19 protein-coding genes are annotated in these 18,350 nt (G+C 61.2%); 16 read left to right on the forward strand and 3 right to left on the reverse strand.

What is annotated here, in order from left to right; all coding sequences use genetic code 11:
* The first annotated feature begins 53 nt into the window (after window positions 1-53).
* Genes gspL through gspF form a run of 4 tightly spaced genes read left to right on the forward strand, consistent with a single transcriptional unit; the run spans window position 54 to window position 4,397 of the window.
* Complete coding sequence (gspL, locus tag K3762_RS12555) at window positions 54-1,211, forward strand: type II secretion system protein GspL (protein WP_132445093.1); 1,158 nt, start codon at window positions 54-56, stop codon at window positions 1,209-1,211.
* Entirely contained in the window at window positions 1,208-1,660 is a 453-nt protein-coding gene (gspM, locus tag K3762_RS12560; RefSeq protein WP_120351464.1) for a type II secretion system protein GspM, read from the forward strand. The genes gspL and gspM overlap by 4 nt, the downstream gene beginning before the upstream one ends.
* Window positions 1,660-3,186: a GspE/PulE family protein gene (locus tag K3762_RS12565; protein ID WP_132445095.1), complete on the forward strand. Its 1,527-nt coding sequence runs from the start codon at window positions 1,660-1,662 to the stop codon at window positions 3,184-3,186. Before gspM ends, K3762_RS12565 begins: the two co-directional genes overlap by 1 nt.
* The gene (gspF, locus tag K3762_RS12570) at window positions 3,186-4,397 is read left to right on the forward strand and encodes a type II secretion system inner membrane protein GspF (protein ID WP_132445097.1); all 1,212 of its coding nucleotides are present in this window, start codon (window positions 3,186-3,188) and stop codon (window positions 4,395-4,397) included. Before K3762_RS12565 ends, gspF begins: the two co-directional genes overlap by 1 nt.
* On the opposite strand, the gene K3762_RS12575 is transcribed toward gspF, so the two are convergent.
* Entirely contained in the window at window positions 4,394-5,011 is a 618-nt protein-coding gene (locus K3762_RS12575) for a type II secretion system protein N (protein ID WP_260009657.1), read from the reverse strand. The genes gspF and K3762_RS12575 overlap by 4 nt on opposite strands.
* Window positions 5,012-5,046: 35 nt before the next feature.
* On the opposite strand from K3762_RS12575, the gene K3762_RS12580 reads away from it, so the two are divergent.
* The 3 genes from K3762_RS12580 to K3762_RS12590 are packed head-to-tail and all read left to right on the forward strand — an operon-like array spanning window position 5,047 to window position 7,573.
* Window positions 5,047-6,183: an ABC transporter substrate-binding protein gene (locus K3762_RS12580; protein WP_260009660.1), complete on the forward strand. Its 1,137-nt coding sequence runs from the start codon at window positions 5,047-5,049 to the stop codon at window positions 6,181-6,183.
* A complete protein-coding gene (locus K3762_RS12585) occupies window positions 6,180-6,707 on the forward strand; it encodes a type II secretion system protein GspJ (RefSeq protein WP_260009662.1) in 528 nt (175 codons plus the stop codon). The genes K3762_RS12580 and K3762_RS12585 overlap by 4 nt, the downstream gene beginning before the upstream one ends.
* Window positions 6,704-7,573 carry a general secretion pathway protein GspK gene (locus K3762_RS12590; RefSeq protein ID WP_260009665.1) on the forward strand — a complete coding sequence of 290 codons (870 nt, stop codon included), beginning with the start codon at window positions 6,704-6,706 and terminating at the stop codon, window positions 7,571-7,573. Before K3762_RS12585 ends, K3762_RS12590 begins: the two co-directional genes overlap by 4 nt.
* 87 nt (window positions 7,574-7,660) lie before the next feature.
* Here the strand turns inward: K3762_RS12590 and K3762_RS12595 are convergent, their stop codons facing one another.
* Both K3762_RS12595 and K3762_RS12600 read right to left on the reverse strand, forming a co-directional pair.
* On the reverse strand, window positions 7,661-7,858 hold the full coding sequence (locus tag K3762_RS12595; protein WP_132445105.1) for a hypothetical protein: 198 nt from the start codon (window positions 7,856-7,858) through the stop codon (window positions 7,661-7,663).
* A gap of 24 nt (window positions 7,859-7,882) precedes the next feature.
* A complete protein-coding gene (locus K3762_RS12600; RefSeq protein WP_120351471.1) occupies window positions 7,883-9,508 on the reverse strand; it encodes a DUF4331 domain-containing protein in 1,626 nt (541 codons plus the stop codon).
* A gap of 182 nt (window positions 9,509-9,690) precedes the next feature.
* On the opposite strand from K3762_RS12600, the gene K3762_RS12605 reads away from it, so the two are divergent.
* The 9 genes from K3762_RS12605 (at window position 9,691) to K3762_RS12645 (ending at window position 18,323) form a co-directional block, all read left to right on the forward strand.
* Window positions 9,691-10,167 carry an A24 family peptidase gene (locus K3762_RS12605; RefSeq protein ID WP_132445107.1) on the forward strand — a complete coding sequence of 159 codons (477 nt, stop codon included), beginning with the start codon at window positions 9,691-9,693 and terminating at the stop codon, window positions 10,165-10,167.
* 102 nt (window positions 10,168-10,269) lie between these two features.
* The gene (locus K3762_RS12610; protein ID WP_260009671.1) at window positions 10,270-11,694 is read left to right on the forward strand and encodes an ATP-binding protein; all 1,425 of its coding nucleotides are present in this window, start codon (window positions 10,270-10,272) and stop codon (window positions 11,692-11,694) included.
* A 2-nt stretch (window positions 11,695-11,696) separates the two neighbouring features.
* The gene (locus K3762_RS12615) at window positions 11,697-12,371 is read left to right on the forward strand and encodes a response regulator (protein ID WP_120351474.1); all 675 of its coding nucleotides are present in this window, start codon (window positions 11,697-11,699) and stop codon (window positions 12,369-12,371) included.
* A gap of 174 nt (window positions 12,372-12,545) precedes the next feature.
* On the forward strand, window positions 12,546-12,944 hold the full coding sequence (locus tag K3762_RS12620; protein WP_132445110.1) for a hypothetical protein: 399 nt from the start codon (window positions 12,546-12,548) through the stop codon (window positions 12,942-12,944).
* A gap of 158 nt (window positions 12,945-13,102) precedes the next feature.
* Complete coding sequence (locus tag K3762_RS12625; RefSeq protein ID WP_260012815.1) at window positions 13,103-14,458, forward strand: patatin-like phospholipase family protein; 1,356 nt, start codon at window positions 13,103-13,105, stop codon at window positions 14,456-14,458.
* A gap of 379 nt (window positions 14,459-14,837) precedes the next feature.
* Window positions 14,838-15,308: a hypothetical protein gene (locus tag K3762_RS12630; RefSeq protein WP_260009687.1), complete on the forward strand. Its 471-nt coding sequence runs from the start codon at window positions 14,838-14,840 to the stop codon at window positions 15,306-15,308.
* The gene (locus K3762_RS12635; protein WP_132445116.1) at window positions 15,305-16,129 is read left to right on the forward strand and encodes an HTTM domain-containing protein; all 825 of its coding nucleotides are present in this window, start codon (window positions 15,305-15,307) and stop codon (window positions 16,127-16,129) included. Before K3762_RS12630 ends, K3762_RS12635 begins: the two co-directional genes overlap by 4 nt.
* Window positions 16,126-16,458: a DCC1-like thiol-disulfide oxidoreductase family protein gene (locus K3762_RS12640; protein ID WP_067622436.1), complete on the forward strand. Its 333-nt coding sequence runs from the start codon at window positions 16,126-16,128 to the stop codon at window positions 16,456-16,458. The genes K3762_RS12635 and K3762_RS12640 overlap by 4 nt, the downstream gene beginning before the upstream one ends.
* A gap of 1,148 nt (window positions 16,459-17,606) precedes the next feature.
* Window positions 17,607-18,323: a sugar transferase gene (locus tag K3762_RS12645; protein ID WP_120352243.1), complete on the forward strand. Its 717-nt coding sequence runs from the start codon at window positions 17,607-17,609 to the stop codon at window positions 18,321-18,323.
* Window positions 18,324-18,350: the final 27 nt, after the last annotated feature.

Below are 18,350 nucleotides of genomic sequence, written 5' to 3' on the forward strand. Positions count from 1 at the left end.
GTGGCTTTGGCTATACTATGGTAAAAACAGGATGATTGAAAAGGCAATTTTACGTGAGTAATCAAAGTATTACGTCAGAAATGGACGCCTCTGAGCGCCCCATAGACCTGCGCGATGAAAATACTTTGAAACCTTTGCTGTCTCCTGCCACGGCCGGTCTACTGGCCCGCGCCGATGCCTATTGCCCGAAAGAAAATGGCCTGTCCGCAAGGCTTGTGGCCGCCGAGCAAGTCGGCAGCTTTCTGGTCGATGTGCCCCGCGCCACTGCCCGCCAACGGCGCGCTTTGCTGACCTTTGCCGTCGAAGACCGTATCGCCGCTCCGATCCAGTCGGTGCAGGTGATCCAAGGCCCACTTGAGAACGCCGATCCGGGTCAACTGCTGGCCTTTGTCCTGTCGCAAGAGATCATGGCAGAGATCGCCGCCGCCGAGGCCCCCTATCTGCCGGAGTTTCTGATGATCCCGCGCCCCGATGCCGGGGGCGGCCCGGCATGGTCGGTCTGGCGCGATGGCGACAGGGCGGTGGTACGCTGCTCGGATGGCACCGGATTTGCCCTGCGGACCGAGATGCTGCCGGTGTTCTGGAGCCGCTCGGGAAGCCCCAAGCTCTATGCGCTCGCCGAACCGCTGGGTGACGCTTTGCCAGCCGAAGACCTCTCTGCCGCGCCGCCGCCGCCGGACCCGCGCGACCTTGCTTTCAGCTTTGCACGCCAGCGCACGACAGGGGCCGAAGGGGTTGCGGCATGGCGATGGGCCGCGGTGGCCGCCGGTGCGGCGCTGATGATCCATCTTGGCCTGACGGCCTTTGACACCGCCGCCCTCAAACGCATCGCGCAGCAGGAACGCCTCGCAGCCGAAGCCGCCATTGCAAACATACTGCCCGGCGTCCCGCTGACCGGCGATGTCGGGCCGATCCTCGCACGGCTCACCCCGGCCCCCAGCGAGGAGGGGCGCGGCCCCTTTTTGCCGCTGCTGAACGAGGTCGCGGGTACATTGGCCTCAGACCCTGCCAGCGTGGGGTTCCGCCGCCTCTCTTGGGGGCGGCGCGACAATACACTGGTGGTGCTGATGCAAAGCCCCGGACTGGAAGACCTGCAACGCATTGAGCAGGAACTTGAAACCGCAGGCTTTGCCGTGCGCAGCGGGGCGGCCACCGCTGGAAATGGCGGCGCGGAAGTTGAAATGCGCATCACCAAAGGGGCGGGCGGATGACAGGTTTTGATCGGCTCAGCAGACGCGAAAAACTGCTCATCGCTCTTGTGATCCCGCTGGCCCTTTTGGTGGCGCTTTACCGTTTTGCATGGATGCCGCTGCAAGCGGGTGAAGCGCAGGCGCGGGCCGATATCGCGGCGTACCGCCTTGTGCAGGACACCGCAGCACTGGCCGCCCAGACCGAGATCGCGCCGACTGCGCCAATCAATGACACCCCGCTTGCCACCCGGATCACCAGTTCCGCCAGCGCGGCGCAGCTGACCCTGCGCCGGATCGAGCCCGAAAACGACGGCATTCGCGTGACCTTGGACGACACGCCCTTTGCCACCCTGCTGCTTTGGCTTGCCGATCTCGAAGAACAGCATGACGTGACCCTTGAGGCGCTCGAAGTCGACCGCCGCCCGGCGCCCGGTGTGATTTCGGCCCGTCTGCTGCTGGGAGCCCTGTGATGCCTGAACCAAGCCTCCTGACCCGCCTCGCCTACGGCTTTGCCCAAAGCCATGGCGTCATCGTGACGCCCGGCGCCGAGGGTCCGCTATGCCAGTATCGCAGCGATGCGCCGCTTGAGGCGCTGATCGAAGCGCAGCGGGTCTGCGGCACGACATTGACCTTCGAAGAAGTCGGCACCACGGAATTCGAGGCCGCGCTTGGCACGCTGTATCGCGATTCCGCGTCCGAGGCCGCGCAAGTGGCCGCCGATGCCGATGACGATCTGGTCACGCTTGCCGATACGGCGGCCTCTATCGACGATCTTCTGGCGCAGAACGACGATGCCCCGGTGGTGCGGCTGATCAACGCGCTGCTGCTCGAAGCAGTCAAGGAAGGCGCCTCGGACGTGCATATCGAGACCGAAGAGCGCCGCCTGCTGGTGCGTTTCCGCGTCGACGGTATCCTGCGCGAAGTGATCAGCCCGAAACGCGCGCTGGCGCCCTTGCTGGTGAGCCGGATCAAGGTCATGGGCAAGCTCGACATCGCCGAAAAACGCCTGCCGCAGGACGGTCGGGTGTCGCTACGGGTCGGGGGCTATGACCTCGACGTGCGGATCTCGACCATTCCGTCGCAATTCGGCGAACGGGTAGTGCTGCGTCTCTTGGACCGTGGCCAGACCCTGCGCGGCATCGACCATCTAGGTCTGTCGCCTCGCGATAACACTGTGCTGAAACGCATCCTCGCCCTGCCCGACGGCATGGTGCTGGTGACCGGCCCCACTGGCTCGGGCAAGACCACAACGCTCTATGCCGGGCTCGACATGCTCAACGACCGGCAGCGCAATATCATGACGGTCGAGGACCCGATTGAATACACGATGGACGGGGTTGGCCAGATGCAGGTCAATGCCAAGACCGACCTCAGCTTTGCCCGCGGGCTGCGTGCAATCCTGCGGCAGGACCCGGATGTCATCATGGTGGGCGAGATCCGCGACCGCGAAACCGCGCAGATTGCGGTGGAATCGGCGATGACCGGGCATTTGGTGATTTCGACCCTACACACCAATACGGCCATCGGCGCGGTTTCACGGTTGGTGGAGATGGGGGTAGAGCGCTTCCTGCTGGCACCAATGCTGCGCGGGCTGATCGCCCAGCGTCTTGTGCGGCGCAACTGCCCGGACTGTCTGGCCGATCACACCGTCACCCAGACCGAAAGCGATCTTTTAGCGGGCAAGGTTAAACCCGGAGAGATCGTTCAGAAAGGCATGGGCTGCGACAATTGCCAAAACAGCGGGCATCGCGGGCGCCTGCCGCTGTACGAGATCATCGAGGTCGATGGCGATCTTGAGCGGATGATGCACGAAGGCCAATCCGAAGCCAGCCTGATCGCCGCGGCGCGGGCGCGGGGTCCGGGCATTCTGGAAGACGGCATCGCCAAGATGCGCGCAGGCATGACCACGGCGCAAGAGGTCGCCCGCGCGATCCATGAGGGCGCGGTTCTCCCCCCGCCTGCCCAAGACGCCTCGCCCGCACCGGAGGCTGACTGATGCCCGCCTTTGCCTATGAAGCCCTCACCCCCGCGGGCAAATCGACCAAGGGGATCATCGAGGCCGCCAGCGCCGCCGCCGCCCGCAGCAATCTGCGCCAGCGCAACCTCGCGCCGCTCTCTGTCGAGCCGACAAAACAGAGCAAGACCGCCAAGCAATCGGGTTTTGGCAAGCCTCGCATCCCGCGCCGGGCGCTGACGCTGCTGACACGGCAATTGGCCACGCTTGTCGGGTCGGGCATTGGGGTCGAACAGGCGCTGAAAACCGTGGCGGATCAAAGCGGAAAACCGGCGGTGACCTCGCTGCTGCTCAACCTGCGCGCCTCGGTCCTAGAGGGTCGCAGCTTTGCTCAGGCGCTTGGCGATTACCCGAATGTCTTTGGCGATTTCTACCGCGCCTCGGTGGCGGCGGGAGAGACCTCGGGCCAATTGGGTCAGGTGATGGAGCATCTCTCAGGCTTTGTGGAAACCCGCGCCAAGAACCGCCAGACGGTGCAACTGGCGCTGCTGTATCCGGCGATCCTTGCCGTGGTGTCGCTGGCGGTGATCGTGGCGCTGCTGACATTCGTTGTGCCCGACATCGTGCGCGTCTTTACCTCACGCGGGGCGGAACTGCCGTTTCTGACCCGGGCGCTGATCTCGGTGAGCGACTTTATCAACGCTTGGGGGCTCGTGGTCCTTGGGGGATTGGCCGCGACGGGACTGGCGGCGGTGAGCCTGTTGCGGCAGCCCGCGGTCCGGCTGCGCTGGCACCGTCTCCTGTCGCGCTCGGTGCTGACGCGGGGGTTCTCGCTCAAGACCAATGCGGTGCAGTTCGCGGGCACCCTCGCGACCCTGACGGTCAGCCGCGTGCCTTTGGTCGATGCGTTGGCTGCGGCGGCGCAGACGGTGCCGAACCTGCATATCCGCGCGAAGGTCACTCAGGCCACGGCGCGGGTGCGCGAAGGGGTGGCCCTGTCGCAGGCGCTAGAGGAGGCCAAGGTGTTTCCGCCGATGCTGATCGCCATGGTGGCCAGCGGTGAAGCAGGCGGCGTGCTGGGCGCGACCCTGACCCGCGCCGCCGATGATCAGGAACGCGACCTGAATGCGCTGGTCGCAGCACTGGTAGCCCTGGTCGAGCCGGCCGTTCTGCTGATCATGGGCGGAATCGTGATGCTTTTGGTGCTGTCGATCCTGCTGCCGATCGTCAACCTGAACAATCTGGTGACTTAGAAAGGGTATTCGATGATGATCGGGCCGCCGGTCGGCATGCCGGGCACCAAGACCGCCCCTTCGGGTTCAACCCGCGCAATCACCCGGCGGTCGCCGGTCACGGTGAGTTCCGCGAGCACGCTGTCGCGGTCGCGCAGCAGGCCGCGGGCATCATTGCCCTGCGTGGTCAGATCAAGCGTCATCTGCGGCACCGACGCGGCGCGCCCCAGCAAATCTTCGCAGTTGCCCGCCTCGACCGAAACAACCCCCGCCGCCGCGGCACGGCCCTCTCGCCAGCTCAGGCTCTGCAGATCGACCACCGCGCGTGAGGTGCAGTTTTTCAACGCCAGCCCCGGGATAAGTGCCATAAGTCCCGGCCCGGCGCGGCCCACGACCGTTTCAGCCTCCAGTGCCCAAGGCGTGGCACGGGCGACCCCGGTCAGCTGGGTGTCGCGGCCCTGCAGCGTCCAATCGACCACGCCGCGCGCCAGCAGCAAGGGCTGGCCCCGAACCTCCCAGTCCAGCGAATATCCACCGCTAAGCACCGCGCGGCCTTTCCACAGGCTGCCATACAGGTCAGTAATCTGTGCAGGGACAACCGCCACACGGTGCAGCGCGGTGGCCGGGAGGGTCACGATCAATGCAGCCAGGTAAAAAAGGAGCGCGAAAGATGCCAAAAGCACGAGCGAAACAAACCCCCGAAGCCGCGATTTGCGGGGCTGGGGCGGCGCTGACACGGCGGCGTCTGTTGCTGGGTCTTGGTGGGGCATCGGCGCTCTTTGGTCTGTCGGGCTGTGGCGGGCTGTCTCTGAAGGGGGGCGACAAGCTGCCGCCAGCGAATGCGGTGGGTCAGGCGGTTCTGCTGGCCCCTCTCAGCGGGCCGCGAGCGTCATTAGGTCAGATCATGCTGGCCGCTGCAAGCCTTGGCGGCAATTCCACAGCACCGGGCGCAGAGGTGGCGGTGGTTGACGCGGGCGATAGCGACGCCTCGGCGGTTGCGGCGGCCAAAGCCGCGCAGGCGGGCGGCGCGCGGATGATCCTTGGGCCAATGTTCTCAGGGCAAAGTCGCGCCGTGGCGGCGGCGGTGGATGTGCCGGTGGTGTCGCTGTCCAACGACAGCTCAATCGCTGGGGGGAACCTGTTTGTCTTTGGCATCACCCCGCAGCAATCGGCCAAATCGATCCTTGGGTTTGCGGCCTCACGTGGCAAGCGCAGCGTGGCCACCGTCGTCCCGCCCGGTGCCTTCGGGGCCCTGTCGGCGACAGCCGCGCAGGCGGTGGCGGCCAGCGTTGGGATCAAGATGCCCGCCCCAGTGGTCGCGGCCTCGGCCGCAGGGCTGGTGGACAAAATCCGCGCGGCCAACGGCGGCGCGCTGCCCGACGCGGTCTATCTGCCCGTGGTCGGCGGACCCTTCGAGGAACAGGCCACTGCCCTCAAATCCAGCGGGGTGCAACTGCTGGGCTCCGAGCAATGGGCCTCGATCACCCCCTACCGGATCGCGGCGCTGCAAGACGGGTGGTTCGCCGCCCCCGACCCGGTGGGTTTCGAAGCCTTCGCCACCGCCTTTGCCGAGGTCAGCGAGGCCGACCCCGGCGTGCTGGCAGGGCTGGCATTCGACGCCGTGGAGATGGCCCGCATCCTTGGCCGGATTGCCCAGCAAGACCGCAAGGGACTGCTGCGTGAGGCGGGCTTTGACGGTGTTGTCGGCCCCTACCGGTTTCAGAAAGACGGGCAATGCAGCCGCGGCCTGGCGATCCTTAGTGTGACCAATGGCGCCAACAACCTGATCGGCTCGACCGGCGCATGACCCCTCGGCGCGACGGCATGGCCGGGGTGACATTGGTCGAAATGCTGGTGGCGCTGAGCCTTTTTGCCATGGTCGGTCTTGCCGCCTTTACCACCTTGGACACGATCCTGCGGGTGCGCGCGCAGACCGATGGGCGGCTGGAGCATCTGGCCCGGCTTGACCGCGCGCTCATGATCTTTGGCCGCGATCTGATCGAAGCCGATCCGCAGGCGGTCACGTTGGAGGCGGGCGTACTCTCGGCTCCGCTGCAAGACGGGCGCACCCTGCGCCGCTACCTGCGTGCCGAGGGGGAATTGCACCGCCAGTCGGGCACGCAAAACGCTGACCCCGATCTGACGCAGACCCTTGTGCCAGAGGTCGAGAGCCTGACCTTTCGGGTGCTCGACGGCGCGGGCATTTGGCATGACACCTGGCCTGACCCCGCCAGCGACACTCCGGCGTCTGCCGTGGACCTGCGCCTTGAGATCACCGGAGCAGGCACGCTGCGGCGGCTGGTGCCATTAAGCCAAGTGGTGCCGAAATGAGGGCGCGTGAGGCTGGGGTGATCCTGATCAACGTGCTGGTGGCACTGGCGCTTGGCGCGGCCATTGTCGTGTTGATGTTCACCTCGCAGGAAAACCTGATGGACCGCACCCGCCGGGCTGCGGCGGCCACGCAGGCCGAAGCGCTGGCGCTTGGCGCGGAGGCATCACTGGTCGCCGCCCTGCGCCGCGACATGGAAGTGGCCCCCGAGACCGACCATATGGCCGAGCCTTGGGCGCTGGCCGCGCAGGAGGAAGTTGAACTGGAAACCGGCAGCTTCTCGATCACCGTGAATGACGCGCAGGCGCGGTTTGACCTCAATGCCTTGGCGGCGGGCCGGCTTGCGCAGCAGCAGACATTGGCGCAACTGATCACTGCGCTGGAACTGCCGGACCGTGTGGCGCTCGATATAAATGACCACCTGATCCGGCGCGGCCCGGTGCGGGACTTGGCGGAAATCCAAGCGTTGGACGCCCAGACCCGCGCCGCGCTGGCACCCCATGTCAGCCTGCTGCCGCAGTCCGGGAATGTGAATTTGAACACGGCCAATGAGACGGTGATGGCCGTGATGCTGGGCTCGCCCAGTGCGGCGCGACAGCTTGTAAAACGGCGCGCGGCGGCGGGCTTTCTTACCAAGGGCGACCTCACCGACGCGGGGATTGTGACGCTGGACGGGATTGGCTTCACCTCGGCGGTCTTTGACGTCGAAAGCCGGGCCGAGGTTGACGGTCTCACGGTCACGCTGAGTTCGCGGCTGCTGCGCCGCACGGTGCTGGGCAAAAAGGAAGTGCGCGTCATCGCGCGCAGTTTCTCGCCCCAAGGGGCAGATGCAGCCCCCCTGCCCGACCCGCCGCCCTTTCGCCCCTAAAAACCACGGACGCCAAGAAAAACGCGGCCTCCCGGGGGGAAGGCCGCGCTTCAGGTCACTCGCGCCAATCAGGCGCTTGCCGTCCCCTTACGGGTTAAACGGCTCCCGTGTGGGGAACTGGGGCAACGACACCCCGGCGAGGGAAATCGGCTCATCGTTGCGATCCTGCGCGAAGGCACGGGCAAAGTCCGACCCCAGCGAGGCGATCCCATTCAGCCCGCTCCCGCCGCCGCAGGCGACCAAAACACCGCCCAGAAGCACAAGAATCGAGATATTCTTTAACATTGGAATTCTCCTATTCCTTTGGGTTTAGTTGTTCGGCGAACCGGCGATCGGCGTATTCAGATAGGGGAAAGACGCCCGCAGTTCGGTGGCCCGCAACGGCGCACCATCGGTGAAGGGAACTTCGCCCGCTGGTGCTGTGTCATCAGGGTCACCATCGCCACAAAGGCCAAGGTTGATGCTGTCTTCGGCGCTTGGATCACCGCTGACTTCCTGACCAAGCGGCACGTTGTGGCACAGACGGCCCATCATCACACGCAGGGCAAGGTCGACCGTGTCATCGCCGGGGCGACGGCCGTTCGGGAAACCACCCAGATCTTCGGCCAGCAGGCCAAAGGTGTGCTGATCATCACGTGGTGTCGCCGGGAAAGTGGTGTTCAGACGCAGCATTTCCGACAGGTCGGTGGACGCATCGAAGTTAGCTGGCTGGTTCACACCCGGAAAGCCCGACAAGAACGCCGTCACAAGGTCATTGCGCGGGAAGTTCGACGGTGCGATGTCGCCCGAGGCACCAAGCGCGTCCCGGAACAGGATGTCCAGCAAGGCCGGCAAAGTCGGGTTGGTGACATAGACCGCGAGGGCTTCGTCGATGGTCGGCTCGGCAGCGTTGAAGAGGTCCTTGTCGGCCAGACCGATGACGACTTCGTTCACCAGCGGGTTCGACAGACGCGACTGCTGCACCCAAGCACCGCCAAAGAGCGAAGTCTGCTCATAGGTCGGCGACGGATCTTCAAGCTCACCCTGCGGCAGGCTTGCGGTGGTCCAAGCGCCGATCACAGCTTCATCGCCTTGGGTCAGGCAGTCAATCGGGACTTCAAGTGCCAGCGTGGTGACATTGGCCTTGCCGATCAGATCGTCATTGGCGCGGTCCTGCACGATGCCGTTCGCATTGAAATCCGGGTCATTGTACTGCGGCCACATCGGGTTATCAGGGCCTTGCACGGGCACAAGGTTCACCAGATCGAAGATCTCGCCGAGGTTCACGGCAAAGGCTTCTTCGCGCTGACCGGCAAAGACACGGCCGGTGCCACAGCCCGGAATCTCGACATTGTCGTAGATATAGGCGTCGGCATAGGCCTCGTAGTCGGGCAGTGTCTTGTTGCCGACGTTGTCGAGAGGCTTGGTGAAGGTTGCACCGCCCGAGTGGGTCAGTTCGGCGCGATCGCCGCTACGGCGGTCGCCGGTGATCATGGTGACACCGTAGCTTTCGGTCTCGCCCAAGGCGGCTGTGGGGTTGCTGGCGGTGATCTGGCCAGCCGCGCGCAGCGGGATGCCCACGGTCTCACCGCCGATATCAAGCTGGATACCGGTGCCGCCCGTCAGGTTGTTGTCGAATTTGAACTGGAAGGTGATCTCTTCCTCGGCGTCGGCATCGTTGCTGACGTGGATCTCATAGATCGCATCGGGATCCATGGTGAAATAGTTCGGACCGCCATAAGGGGCCTGCAAAGGCTGGTAGTTGGCGATCAAGGTCACATAGTCGCCGCGCCCTGCCTCATAGCTTTTGAACATGTAGAAATCGGTGGCGTCGATCTTTGGCTGCTCGGTGATACCGGGCGCTTCGCGGTGTGACGACGCTGATGCAAGGGTCGTCGTCAGGCACAATGCGCTGGCGCAGCTCCCTCGTAGCAGGGTACGAACAGAAATAGTCATTTGTCTCTCCCAAGTTGGCATTTTTCTGATGTAATTGTTGGTTCTACTCTCCCTGCGAACGCTGAAAAAAATGCAACTCAGTACCCGCATTAACGCAGTCACGTGGTTCGTTAAGAAAAGGTTTCAACCTTTCTGAAAAAAGTTTTGTTGCCGAAGGACGGGATGATTTGTAGGCCAACGGAATGCCTTTGAACGCGGATATGTCGCCTGCCCTATTCCTTGCGAGCACGGCCATTTTGGCCGTGTTTCTGGGTCTGCTGGTACGGATCGACCTGCGCGAGAAGCGCCTGCCGGATCGGTATACCTTGCCGCTCATCGTTCTGGGGCTTTCGCTAATTGCCTATGCTAGGGGCACATTACCGGGGGGCGAGATCTGGGGGGCGATTGTCGGCTATGTGACCTTCTGGGCGCTCGGCAGTTTGTTTTTCAGACTGCGAGGGCAAGAAGGGCTTGGGCTCGGCGATGCGAAGCTTCTGGCCGCCGCTGGCGCGTGGCTGGGTATTAGCGCCTTGCCGATGGTCGTGCTGTTGGCGGCGCTCGGCGCCTTGGGCTTTGCGGTTATCACCCAGCGTGGACGAACGGACCAACTGGCCTTTGGCCCTTGGCTTGCGGCAGCGTTTTTTGTCTTGTGGGTATTGAGGATTGATACCGTCTGGTAGTGATCGGCAGGCCACTGTTGGAGCGTTGAACCATTGGTGTCCCTGCAAACTAACTGCACATTTTGGTGGTAGACCTAACATATGAACCCAATCCGGAAGTCATTGTTTGCCAAGATTTTCACAGCCGTCGCAGCGATTTCCATTCTTATCGTATTGGTGATGGCGCTGATGGTCGCCCTGTGGATGCGCGAGGGTTTTGCGCGCTACCTGCTCAGGGGGGAACTGGCACGGTTCGACGAGCTCGCAACATCCTTGGCTGAGCGTGGGCAGGACGGCTGGGCCGAGTTTGATGAAGACCCGCAACTGTGGGCTGCTTTTGTACATGCGCATGCCCCTCTCCCAAGCCGGTCCCCGAGATTTCCACCTGAAGCACCACCCCCACCAAGGCCAGACAACCCACCGCCGTTTACATTAGGCGATGACAATATGAGGCTGGAAAAACGTATCGTGCTGCTTGACCGCGATGGCAATCAGATCGCGGGCCATATTGAACGCTCGGCGCTATTTGAGCGGCGCCCCGTATGCGCGAACAACACCTGCGCGGGCGCAAACCTTCTTGGCTATATCGGATTGAACGCGCCGATGGAGCAACGAGATGCGAGCGACACATTCTTTTTGCGCGGGCAGTATGCCTCTCTTGCTCTTGCAGCGCTGATCGCCATCGCCCTCTCGGCTGCGGCTGCGTTTATCATCGCGCGCCAGTTGCTTGAGCCCGTTCGGCGGTTGGAGGCCGGCGCGAAAACGATGGCGGCGGGCAATTACACGGCCCGGATCAAACAAGACAGAAGTGACGAATTGGGGCAGTTGATCGGCCACTACAACACTTTGGCGGCGACACTTGAACAAACCGCTAAGGCCGAGCGTGAATGGATTTCCAATACCAGCCACGAACTGCAAACGCCGCTTGCGGTGCTACGCGCCCAGATTGAGGCGCTACAGGACGGGATCCGCCAGCCCGACGACAAAACGCTGACCGAAATGCATGCAGCGCTCATGCGACTGTCGCGTCTCGTACAGGACCTCAAAACACTGTCCTATGGCCGCGAAGCCGAGCTGACATCGTCAATTGAACAAGAAGACCTCCCGTCCCTTGTGAAGCAGGCGGCTGAAACGATGCGTTCAAAGCTCAGCGCTAAAGGGATAGAGTTGGAGCTTAATCTGCCGATGCAGATGTGGGTTCCCTGTGACCGAGGGCAGATTGGCCAAGTCATGGATAACCTGCTTGAGAACGCTTTTCGATATACCGATGGGCCCGGCCAGATACGCGTTAATCTGCAAGACGGCGAGGGTTTCGCGCAGCTGACTGTAGAGGACACGCCGCCAGCCGCGCCCGAAGACGATGGGGACAAGCTGTTTGACCGTTTCTACCGCGTGGAGGCATCGCGGTCTCGCGCGCATGGGGGGTCTGGGCTGGGGCTCTCCGTCTGTAGGGCCATCGTAGAGGCGCATGGCGGCACCATCTCTGCTGGCCGATCCGAGTTGGGCGGGGTACAAATTGTCATACGATTGCCGAAACAAGCAATGTGACCATGGCGCGCATCCTGATCGTAGAAGACGAAATAGCACTTGCAGAAGTCGTGCGGGATTACCTGCTTGCTGACGGTATGAGCGTAGAAATGTTGGGTACGGGCGCGGGTGCCGTCGCGCTTGCCCAGACAAATCAGCATGACCTGGTCATTCTGGATCTGATGCTGCCCGAGGTGGATGGCCTGACGATCTGTCGTGAATTGCGCAAAACATCCGATGTGCCGATCATCATGACCACCGCGAAAGTAGAAGAAATCGACCGTCTTCTGGGTCTTGAACTGGGGGCAGATGATTACCTGTGCAAACCCTTCTCCCCGCGTGAGCTTGTCGCGCGGGTCAGGGCGGTTTTACGCAGACGCCCTATGGGTCAGCCCGCACAAAGCCCTGCCACGAACGACCGCCTTATCATCGACGGCGACCGGTGGCAGGCAACACTGGATGGCAGCCTCCTTGACCTCACACGCCGGGAATTCTCGGTGCTGCAGGCGCTTGCTTCCCGGCCAGGCCGCGTTTTTTCGCGCGACCAACTGCTTGCACTGGCCTTTCCCGGCGACACAGAGGTTTTTGACCGAACCGTCGATAGCCACATTCGAAACATCCGGCGCAAGATCGCATCGGTCAGCACTTGGGACCCGATCCGCTCTGTCTATGGGGTGGGATACGCCTACGATGGCTAAAGGGGCCGCCCCTCCCCCAACCTTTCGAGAATTGAGCCAGAAAAGCTACAGAGTGCATTTTTTTACGATCTGCATTCTCGCTGCATAATTGCTGCAAACTCACTGCTCAAAGAACATGGAAAAAGGCCCTGTGAATGGCGACTTAACGCCACAACAGGAGAACCTACGATGTTCATGGATAAACTTAGAGCACAACGCGAACAGGCTGCGGCCCAACGTAAGATCCCACTTTACCGGCCAACAGTACCCCGCATCAAAGGCAACCAAAGCATCATCCTCGCGATCACCTTCGCCGCTGTGGTTCTGGGCGCGCTTAACATTTCCGCCGTGCGCGCTGAAAGTGCTTCGGCAACGGATCAAGGCACCGTTTATGCGCAATCTGCGCCTTCTGGTCAGGGAGAACGCGCAGGCCGCCCGCCGCGCGAGGCTATTGAAGCTTGCGAGAATGTTGAGCCACAGTCTGTCTGCGAGTTCTCGGGCCGCGATGGCGGCACCGTTCGGGGCACCTGTATGTCCCCCAAAGCAGATGTGCCACTGGCGTGCGCCCCGGCCAATATGCCGAAGAAGGGTTAGGTCGCGCTTCGCCACGAGATTGCGATGCGGCAACCCTCAGGGGGTTGCCGTATTCTCCGTGTCTTGCCGAGAAACGGATAGGCTGAATTGAACCTCCGCCCCACCTTTGCCCGGGCTTACTTATGCGCGCCTCACTTAGTCTCGCTCGGGCGGTTTTGGTGCATTCCGACATAGACGAACCGATCACGACGGAGAGCGCTGAGCGTCCCTTGACCGTAGATTTTACACTTGAGGATGGCACTGCATCCGCCCGCTACCAGATCACCGCGCCCGACCACGAAAACCATCGGGCTGAATCACAGCTTACCGAGCAAGGCCCATCGCTCGGTGCCCCTGAGGGAATTAAGATGATTTGCACGAAACCAAACAAGGGCATTGTGGGCCGCCGTTCGTTTCTCATGGGCCTTGGGGCCACCGCTCTTTCAGCCTGCACAAGCCCCGTTCAGACGCCTTTGGCGACGCGCGTCGAAACGGACAATGACCCGCTGTCGCGGTTTCGTCTCTTTGCGGATGATGGGCCGGATGAATGGCGCAAACACCTGCATCCCCCGTCATCTTTACCGGACCCCTCTGCCGGGCCGAACGTGCTGGCCCTATCCGGCGGCGGTGAGGACGGTGCTTTTGGGGCGGGCGCGCTTGTGGGCTGGTCAAAGCGCGGCGACAGGCCCAATTTCGACTTGGTGACCGGCATTTCGACCGGCGCCCTCATCGCTCCGTTTGCGTTTATGGGACCGAATTACGATAATGTTCTAACCCGCGTTTTCACCGAAAGTGACGCAGGTGACATCATGCGGATGCGGCCATTTCAAGCGGTCTTTAGCGACGCGCTATATGACACCGCGCCGCTGGCTGCGTTGATCACCCAGCACACCCAACCCTCGTTCCTTCGTGCCATCGCGCAAAAGCACAGAACGGGAAAAAGCCTGCTCATTGTCACCTCGGAACTTGATAGTGCGCGGGCCTCGGTCTGGGACATGGGCGCCATCGCCGCCGCAGGGCAATACGAGTTGTTTCGCAGCATCTTACGCGCCTCTGCCGCACTGCCGGGGCTCTTTCCGCCGGTAAATCTGCGATACACTGCGGGGGGTAAAACCTATGCGGAAACGCATGTCGACGGGGGCGTACACATGCAGTTTCTGGCGGTCCCCAACTTCGCGTTCACGACACCTGACCACAGGCTGCAAGGCGGGCATATTTACGTCCTGATCAACAACACGCTTAATCCGGCCCCTGAAACAGTAGGAAGATCCGCGCTAAGCATTTCGCAACAGGCACTCACGACAACAGGCCGAGCCAACGCATTGCTGCAGGTCAACGCGACCCAGCTTTACGCACGCGAACGGGGGCTACGCTTTTCGGTAACTTCAATCGATCCGAAATCTGGGATCGTCTATGATCCGTCGGATCGGTTTTCATCAACCTATATGAACGCTCTTTATCAACACGGCGTAGAGCGGGCGCAGAGCGGTACACTTTGGACGAACGCAAAGGAGGAGTGGCCGCCACGACAGTAGCACCGAGAAAATCGAGTGCGCCCCGAAATTAACGGATTGAACATGCAGGCCCAATCAGAAAGGTGCTTGCACCCTCCTCGGTTCGTCAATTTTTGCGTTCGCTAATGGGTGGTTTTATTCAAAATGGGCAGATTTCAGTTGTTCCCTGCAGTGCCGAAGATCGGGTCAGATAGGAGCGAAGGAAGTAAAATCACCCCTGCCGTTGGGCAATGTGAACTGCGGGGTTTCAGTCACCTATCAAGCATCTAACTGCCCAAACCCGGTGCAATTTCTATGTTTTCCAACCATGGCTCACATTTTGCCCAATTTTCGTCCCGATTTCTTAACATGGTTGTGTGAAACCTAGATACTGGCGCAAGCAGTGAAAGAGGCCGCAACAATGACCGATGTACCCACACCAGGAACCGTGTCACGCCCGCAGAGCGGAAATCTTTCGATGTTAGCGCGCCACATTGCTTTCGGCTTGTTTGCGGTATTGATCTATCTGGGCCCGGCTCCTGGACAGATCTTCGGCTCCCATTCGCCATGGCTGCGCGAGTGGGTCATGTTCTCTGGGGTGGGTGTGGGCATTCCCAATGGCCGCTTTGTCGTGCGACATGAGGATGGTGCCGAGACAATGCACACCCCATTGGAAGCGGCAGATATCGAGCAATATCCGTTGATTTTGCACTACCTTTTCGAGAATCGCATTTTCGCGACAGAGCATTTCGCCCATTTTGCCGCGCCCCTATGCGCAACGGCACCTGAAACAAGTTCGGTTCGTTTCGAAGGGTCGGTTGGAACCCGTCAGGGCTGGCAAGCCTTGAAGATCGAAAATATCTGCGCCTCCAGCGAAGGGAAGAAGCCATGAACGCTGGGGTGATGTTGCGCGACTTCGTCGCTTGGGGCCCAGACGCCACTGGTCCAACGCGGGCAGTTGCGCTTATGCGAATTGGGCTGGCAACCATGGCAATTGTCCGCTTCGGTGCCGAAGTCGCACCCTTCGCGGCGGAGACATTCAGCGAACTGCTGCTGGGATTGGTCTTCTTTATCTTTGCAATCGCAGCCCTGCTGGGCGTCCGCGCCAGACTGTCAATCGGTCTGCTTGGGCTGACAATATTTCTTCTATACGGGATGAGACAAGCGGGCCTTGGTACCGCGGGTTGGAATCATCACCATGTCTATCTTCTTGGCATCTCTTGTATTTTCCTCATGTTTACGGATTGCGGCCGGTCTTATTCCTTTGACCGATGGACGGCCATCCAGAGCGGAAATCGGGTTCTACCTGAACACGGCATCTTGTGGGGGCAGCGCCTGATCGCCCTGCAAATGTCGGCACTCTATTTCTGGACTGCGGTGGACAAGTCAGACCAAGCCTTCATTTCAGGACAAAGGCTCGAACAGATTTTCGTTTGGAGCTATTCGGGTCGCACGCTTGAGATACTTCTCGCTTCTCCCATGCTCCTTGCGTTGATGTCCTGCGCCGTCTTGGTCGTCGAATATTTTCTCGCCTATGCGATCCTTACCCGTCGCCATCGCGCAACGGCCATTTTCATCGGGTTAAGCATGCATTCCACGTTCTACCTGTTGCTCCCCGTCAGCACCTATTCTGCGACGATGATGCTGCTATACCTTGCGTTGTTGGACCCGCAATCCGTCCAAAAGTTCACCAAGAGAATACAAGAGCCATGACGCCGCTGCGGATCGTCTACGATGGTGAATGTCCTTTTTGCGCAAACTATGTCGCGCTCCTTCGACTTCGGGAAGGCCATGCCGTTGAACTGATCAATGCGCGCACCGATCGAACCAGGGCCAATAGTTATGGTCTGGATCTCAACGATGGGATGATCGTCGATCTTGACGGTGAGGTTTTCCATGGCGCGAAAGCTGTCGCCCTGCTCTCGCGTCTGTCGCGGCGGCGAGGGGTTTTAAGCTCGGACCGCGTTGCGAAGGCGGTCTACCCGGTGATGCGGTTTGGTCGGGCGGTAACACTTAAGGTTTTGGGCCGAAAACCTCTCTGACCCGCGCCGAGCGAGAACGGTGACACTGCTTTGCCCATAGGCGACGCCGTTAACGCCCACGCGCAACCCTAAGCCAAAAATTGACGCCGACAGTGCAGGTCTACAGTTCACGTGCATTCAGCAACAGGTCAACGCAGCGGCAAAGATCGCGGAGGCTACTAGGCCATCGACCAGCACAGTATCCGTCAGATCCGCCAGCCTATGGCGAAGCCCGACATACCGGCGCGGCAGAAACACTCGACGCGCTCGGCCGGATGGGCGGGAACGGCTATGCAGGCACCTTCGACGACTTCGACCTGCCGACGCCCTTGGCCGAGGACGTGCAGCGTTCCGGCAAAAAACATGTCGTGAACGGCAATAGCTGAAACGGAGAATAGACCTCGGCTGGGTTGTGTGACGCAACCAGCGACAAATCGTCGGTGGTAATGAGGGGCTGCTGTACTGGTGGGTGGCGGGGCACGCTCATCTTGACCCAGGGTGTCCTTTCCTCTCGTTTGAACACAGTAATTTTTGGGTCTTCAGTATTTGCCTTGGTCCGCACCAAGCCAAGCCTCACAACCAACCGAAGAATCCTCTGAAATCTTGCTGCCATGCAGGACGAATTTGCTTTCACACATCCACTACCTGCGCCCAACTGTCGCCCATTTATCGCCCTGACATTTTTGTGAGAGCTCCGCGAGAGGTGACCGCAGGCGTGCCGATATCTCATCCCTCCACAAGTGCCTCAGTGTAGGAGATGCAAGCGGCCGATACACGGAGCGCATCGCGGAACAGCCCTGAAATAAAAGATATTCCACAACAATATCAAGCTCTTGATACACACTTTCCCGCCCATCCGCACCCCTCTTTTCGCGGCATGCCAGCAGGGTCCACGCCCGAGCCCCCCCTGCCTAACCCCTACAGTTCCCTCGCTAATTTCTGCCACCCCCCTCTCCTGCGAAACAGTCTGTTTCTGAGAAAATGGATCGAATAAGGCGAAAAGGTGGTAACAAATGATACATATCCTACCTGAACGTATAGGCCGCCTAGGCCGTTGAGACAAAGCGGGGCGAAGGCGCCGTGGGCCGGACAGGTCCGATTGAATGCGAATGAACCCTGGGGGGTTTGGAATGAAGTACTTTGACGCCCACAGCCATACCTATGGCTCAATGGAAGCCCTCGCCGGCCCGATGTTGGGCCGCACGCAGCCTGCTGCTGCGGGTGCCGCCGCGCTGCCCGCGCCGCGCGCTTTGGCGGCCTTTCGTCTGCGTCCTACCGGCCTCTATGGGCGCTATGCGAAACCGATTATCGACCGGCTGCTGATCCTTGCCTCCCTGCCCATCGCGCTGCCGATCATCGCCCTTTGCGCGCTGGCGCTTTGGATTGAAAGCGGGCAGCCCTTCTATACCCAGCAGCGTCTTGGGCGGGGGGGCAAACGCTTCTCTATCCTGAAACTGCGCACCATGGTCCGCGATGCCGATGCCGTGTTGGAAAGCTACCTTGCCGCGAACCCGGCGATGCGGGCCGAATGGGACGAGATGCAAAAACTGAAGGACGATCCGCGCATCACACGGGTTGGCGCCTTCCTGCGGGCAACCTCGTTGGATGAGCTGCCGCAGCTTTGGAACGTGCTTAAAGGCGACATGAGCCTGATTGGCCCGCGTCCGATGATGCCCGACCAGCTTGAGATGTACGGCGAAGCGAAAGCTTATTTCGCCCTGCGCCCCGGCATCACCGGGTTGTGGCAGGTCTCGGCGCGCAACAACAGCCGTTTTACATACCGCAATGAGGTCGACGCCGCCTATCGCCGCAATCTCTCGCTGCCGATGGACCTGACGATTCTGCTCAAAACCGTTGGCGTCGTCTTGCGCCGGACCGGGTGCTGAGCGATGCTTGCCGCGCCCGGCAACAAC

The sequence above is a fragment of the Sulfitobacter sp. W074 genome (genome assembly GCF_025142275.1).
Classification (GTDB): domain Bacteria; phylum Pseudomonadota; class Alphaproteobacteria; order Rhodobacterales; family Rhodobacteraceae; genus Sulfitobacter; species Sulfitobacter profundi.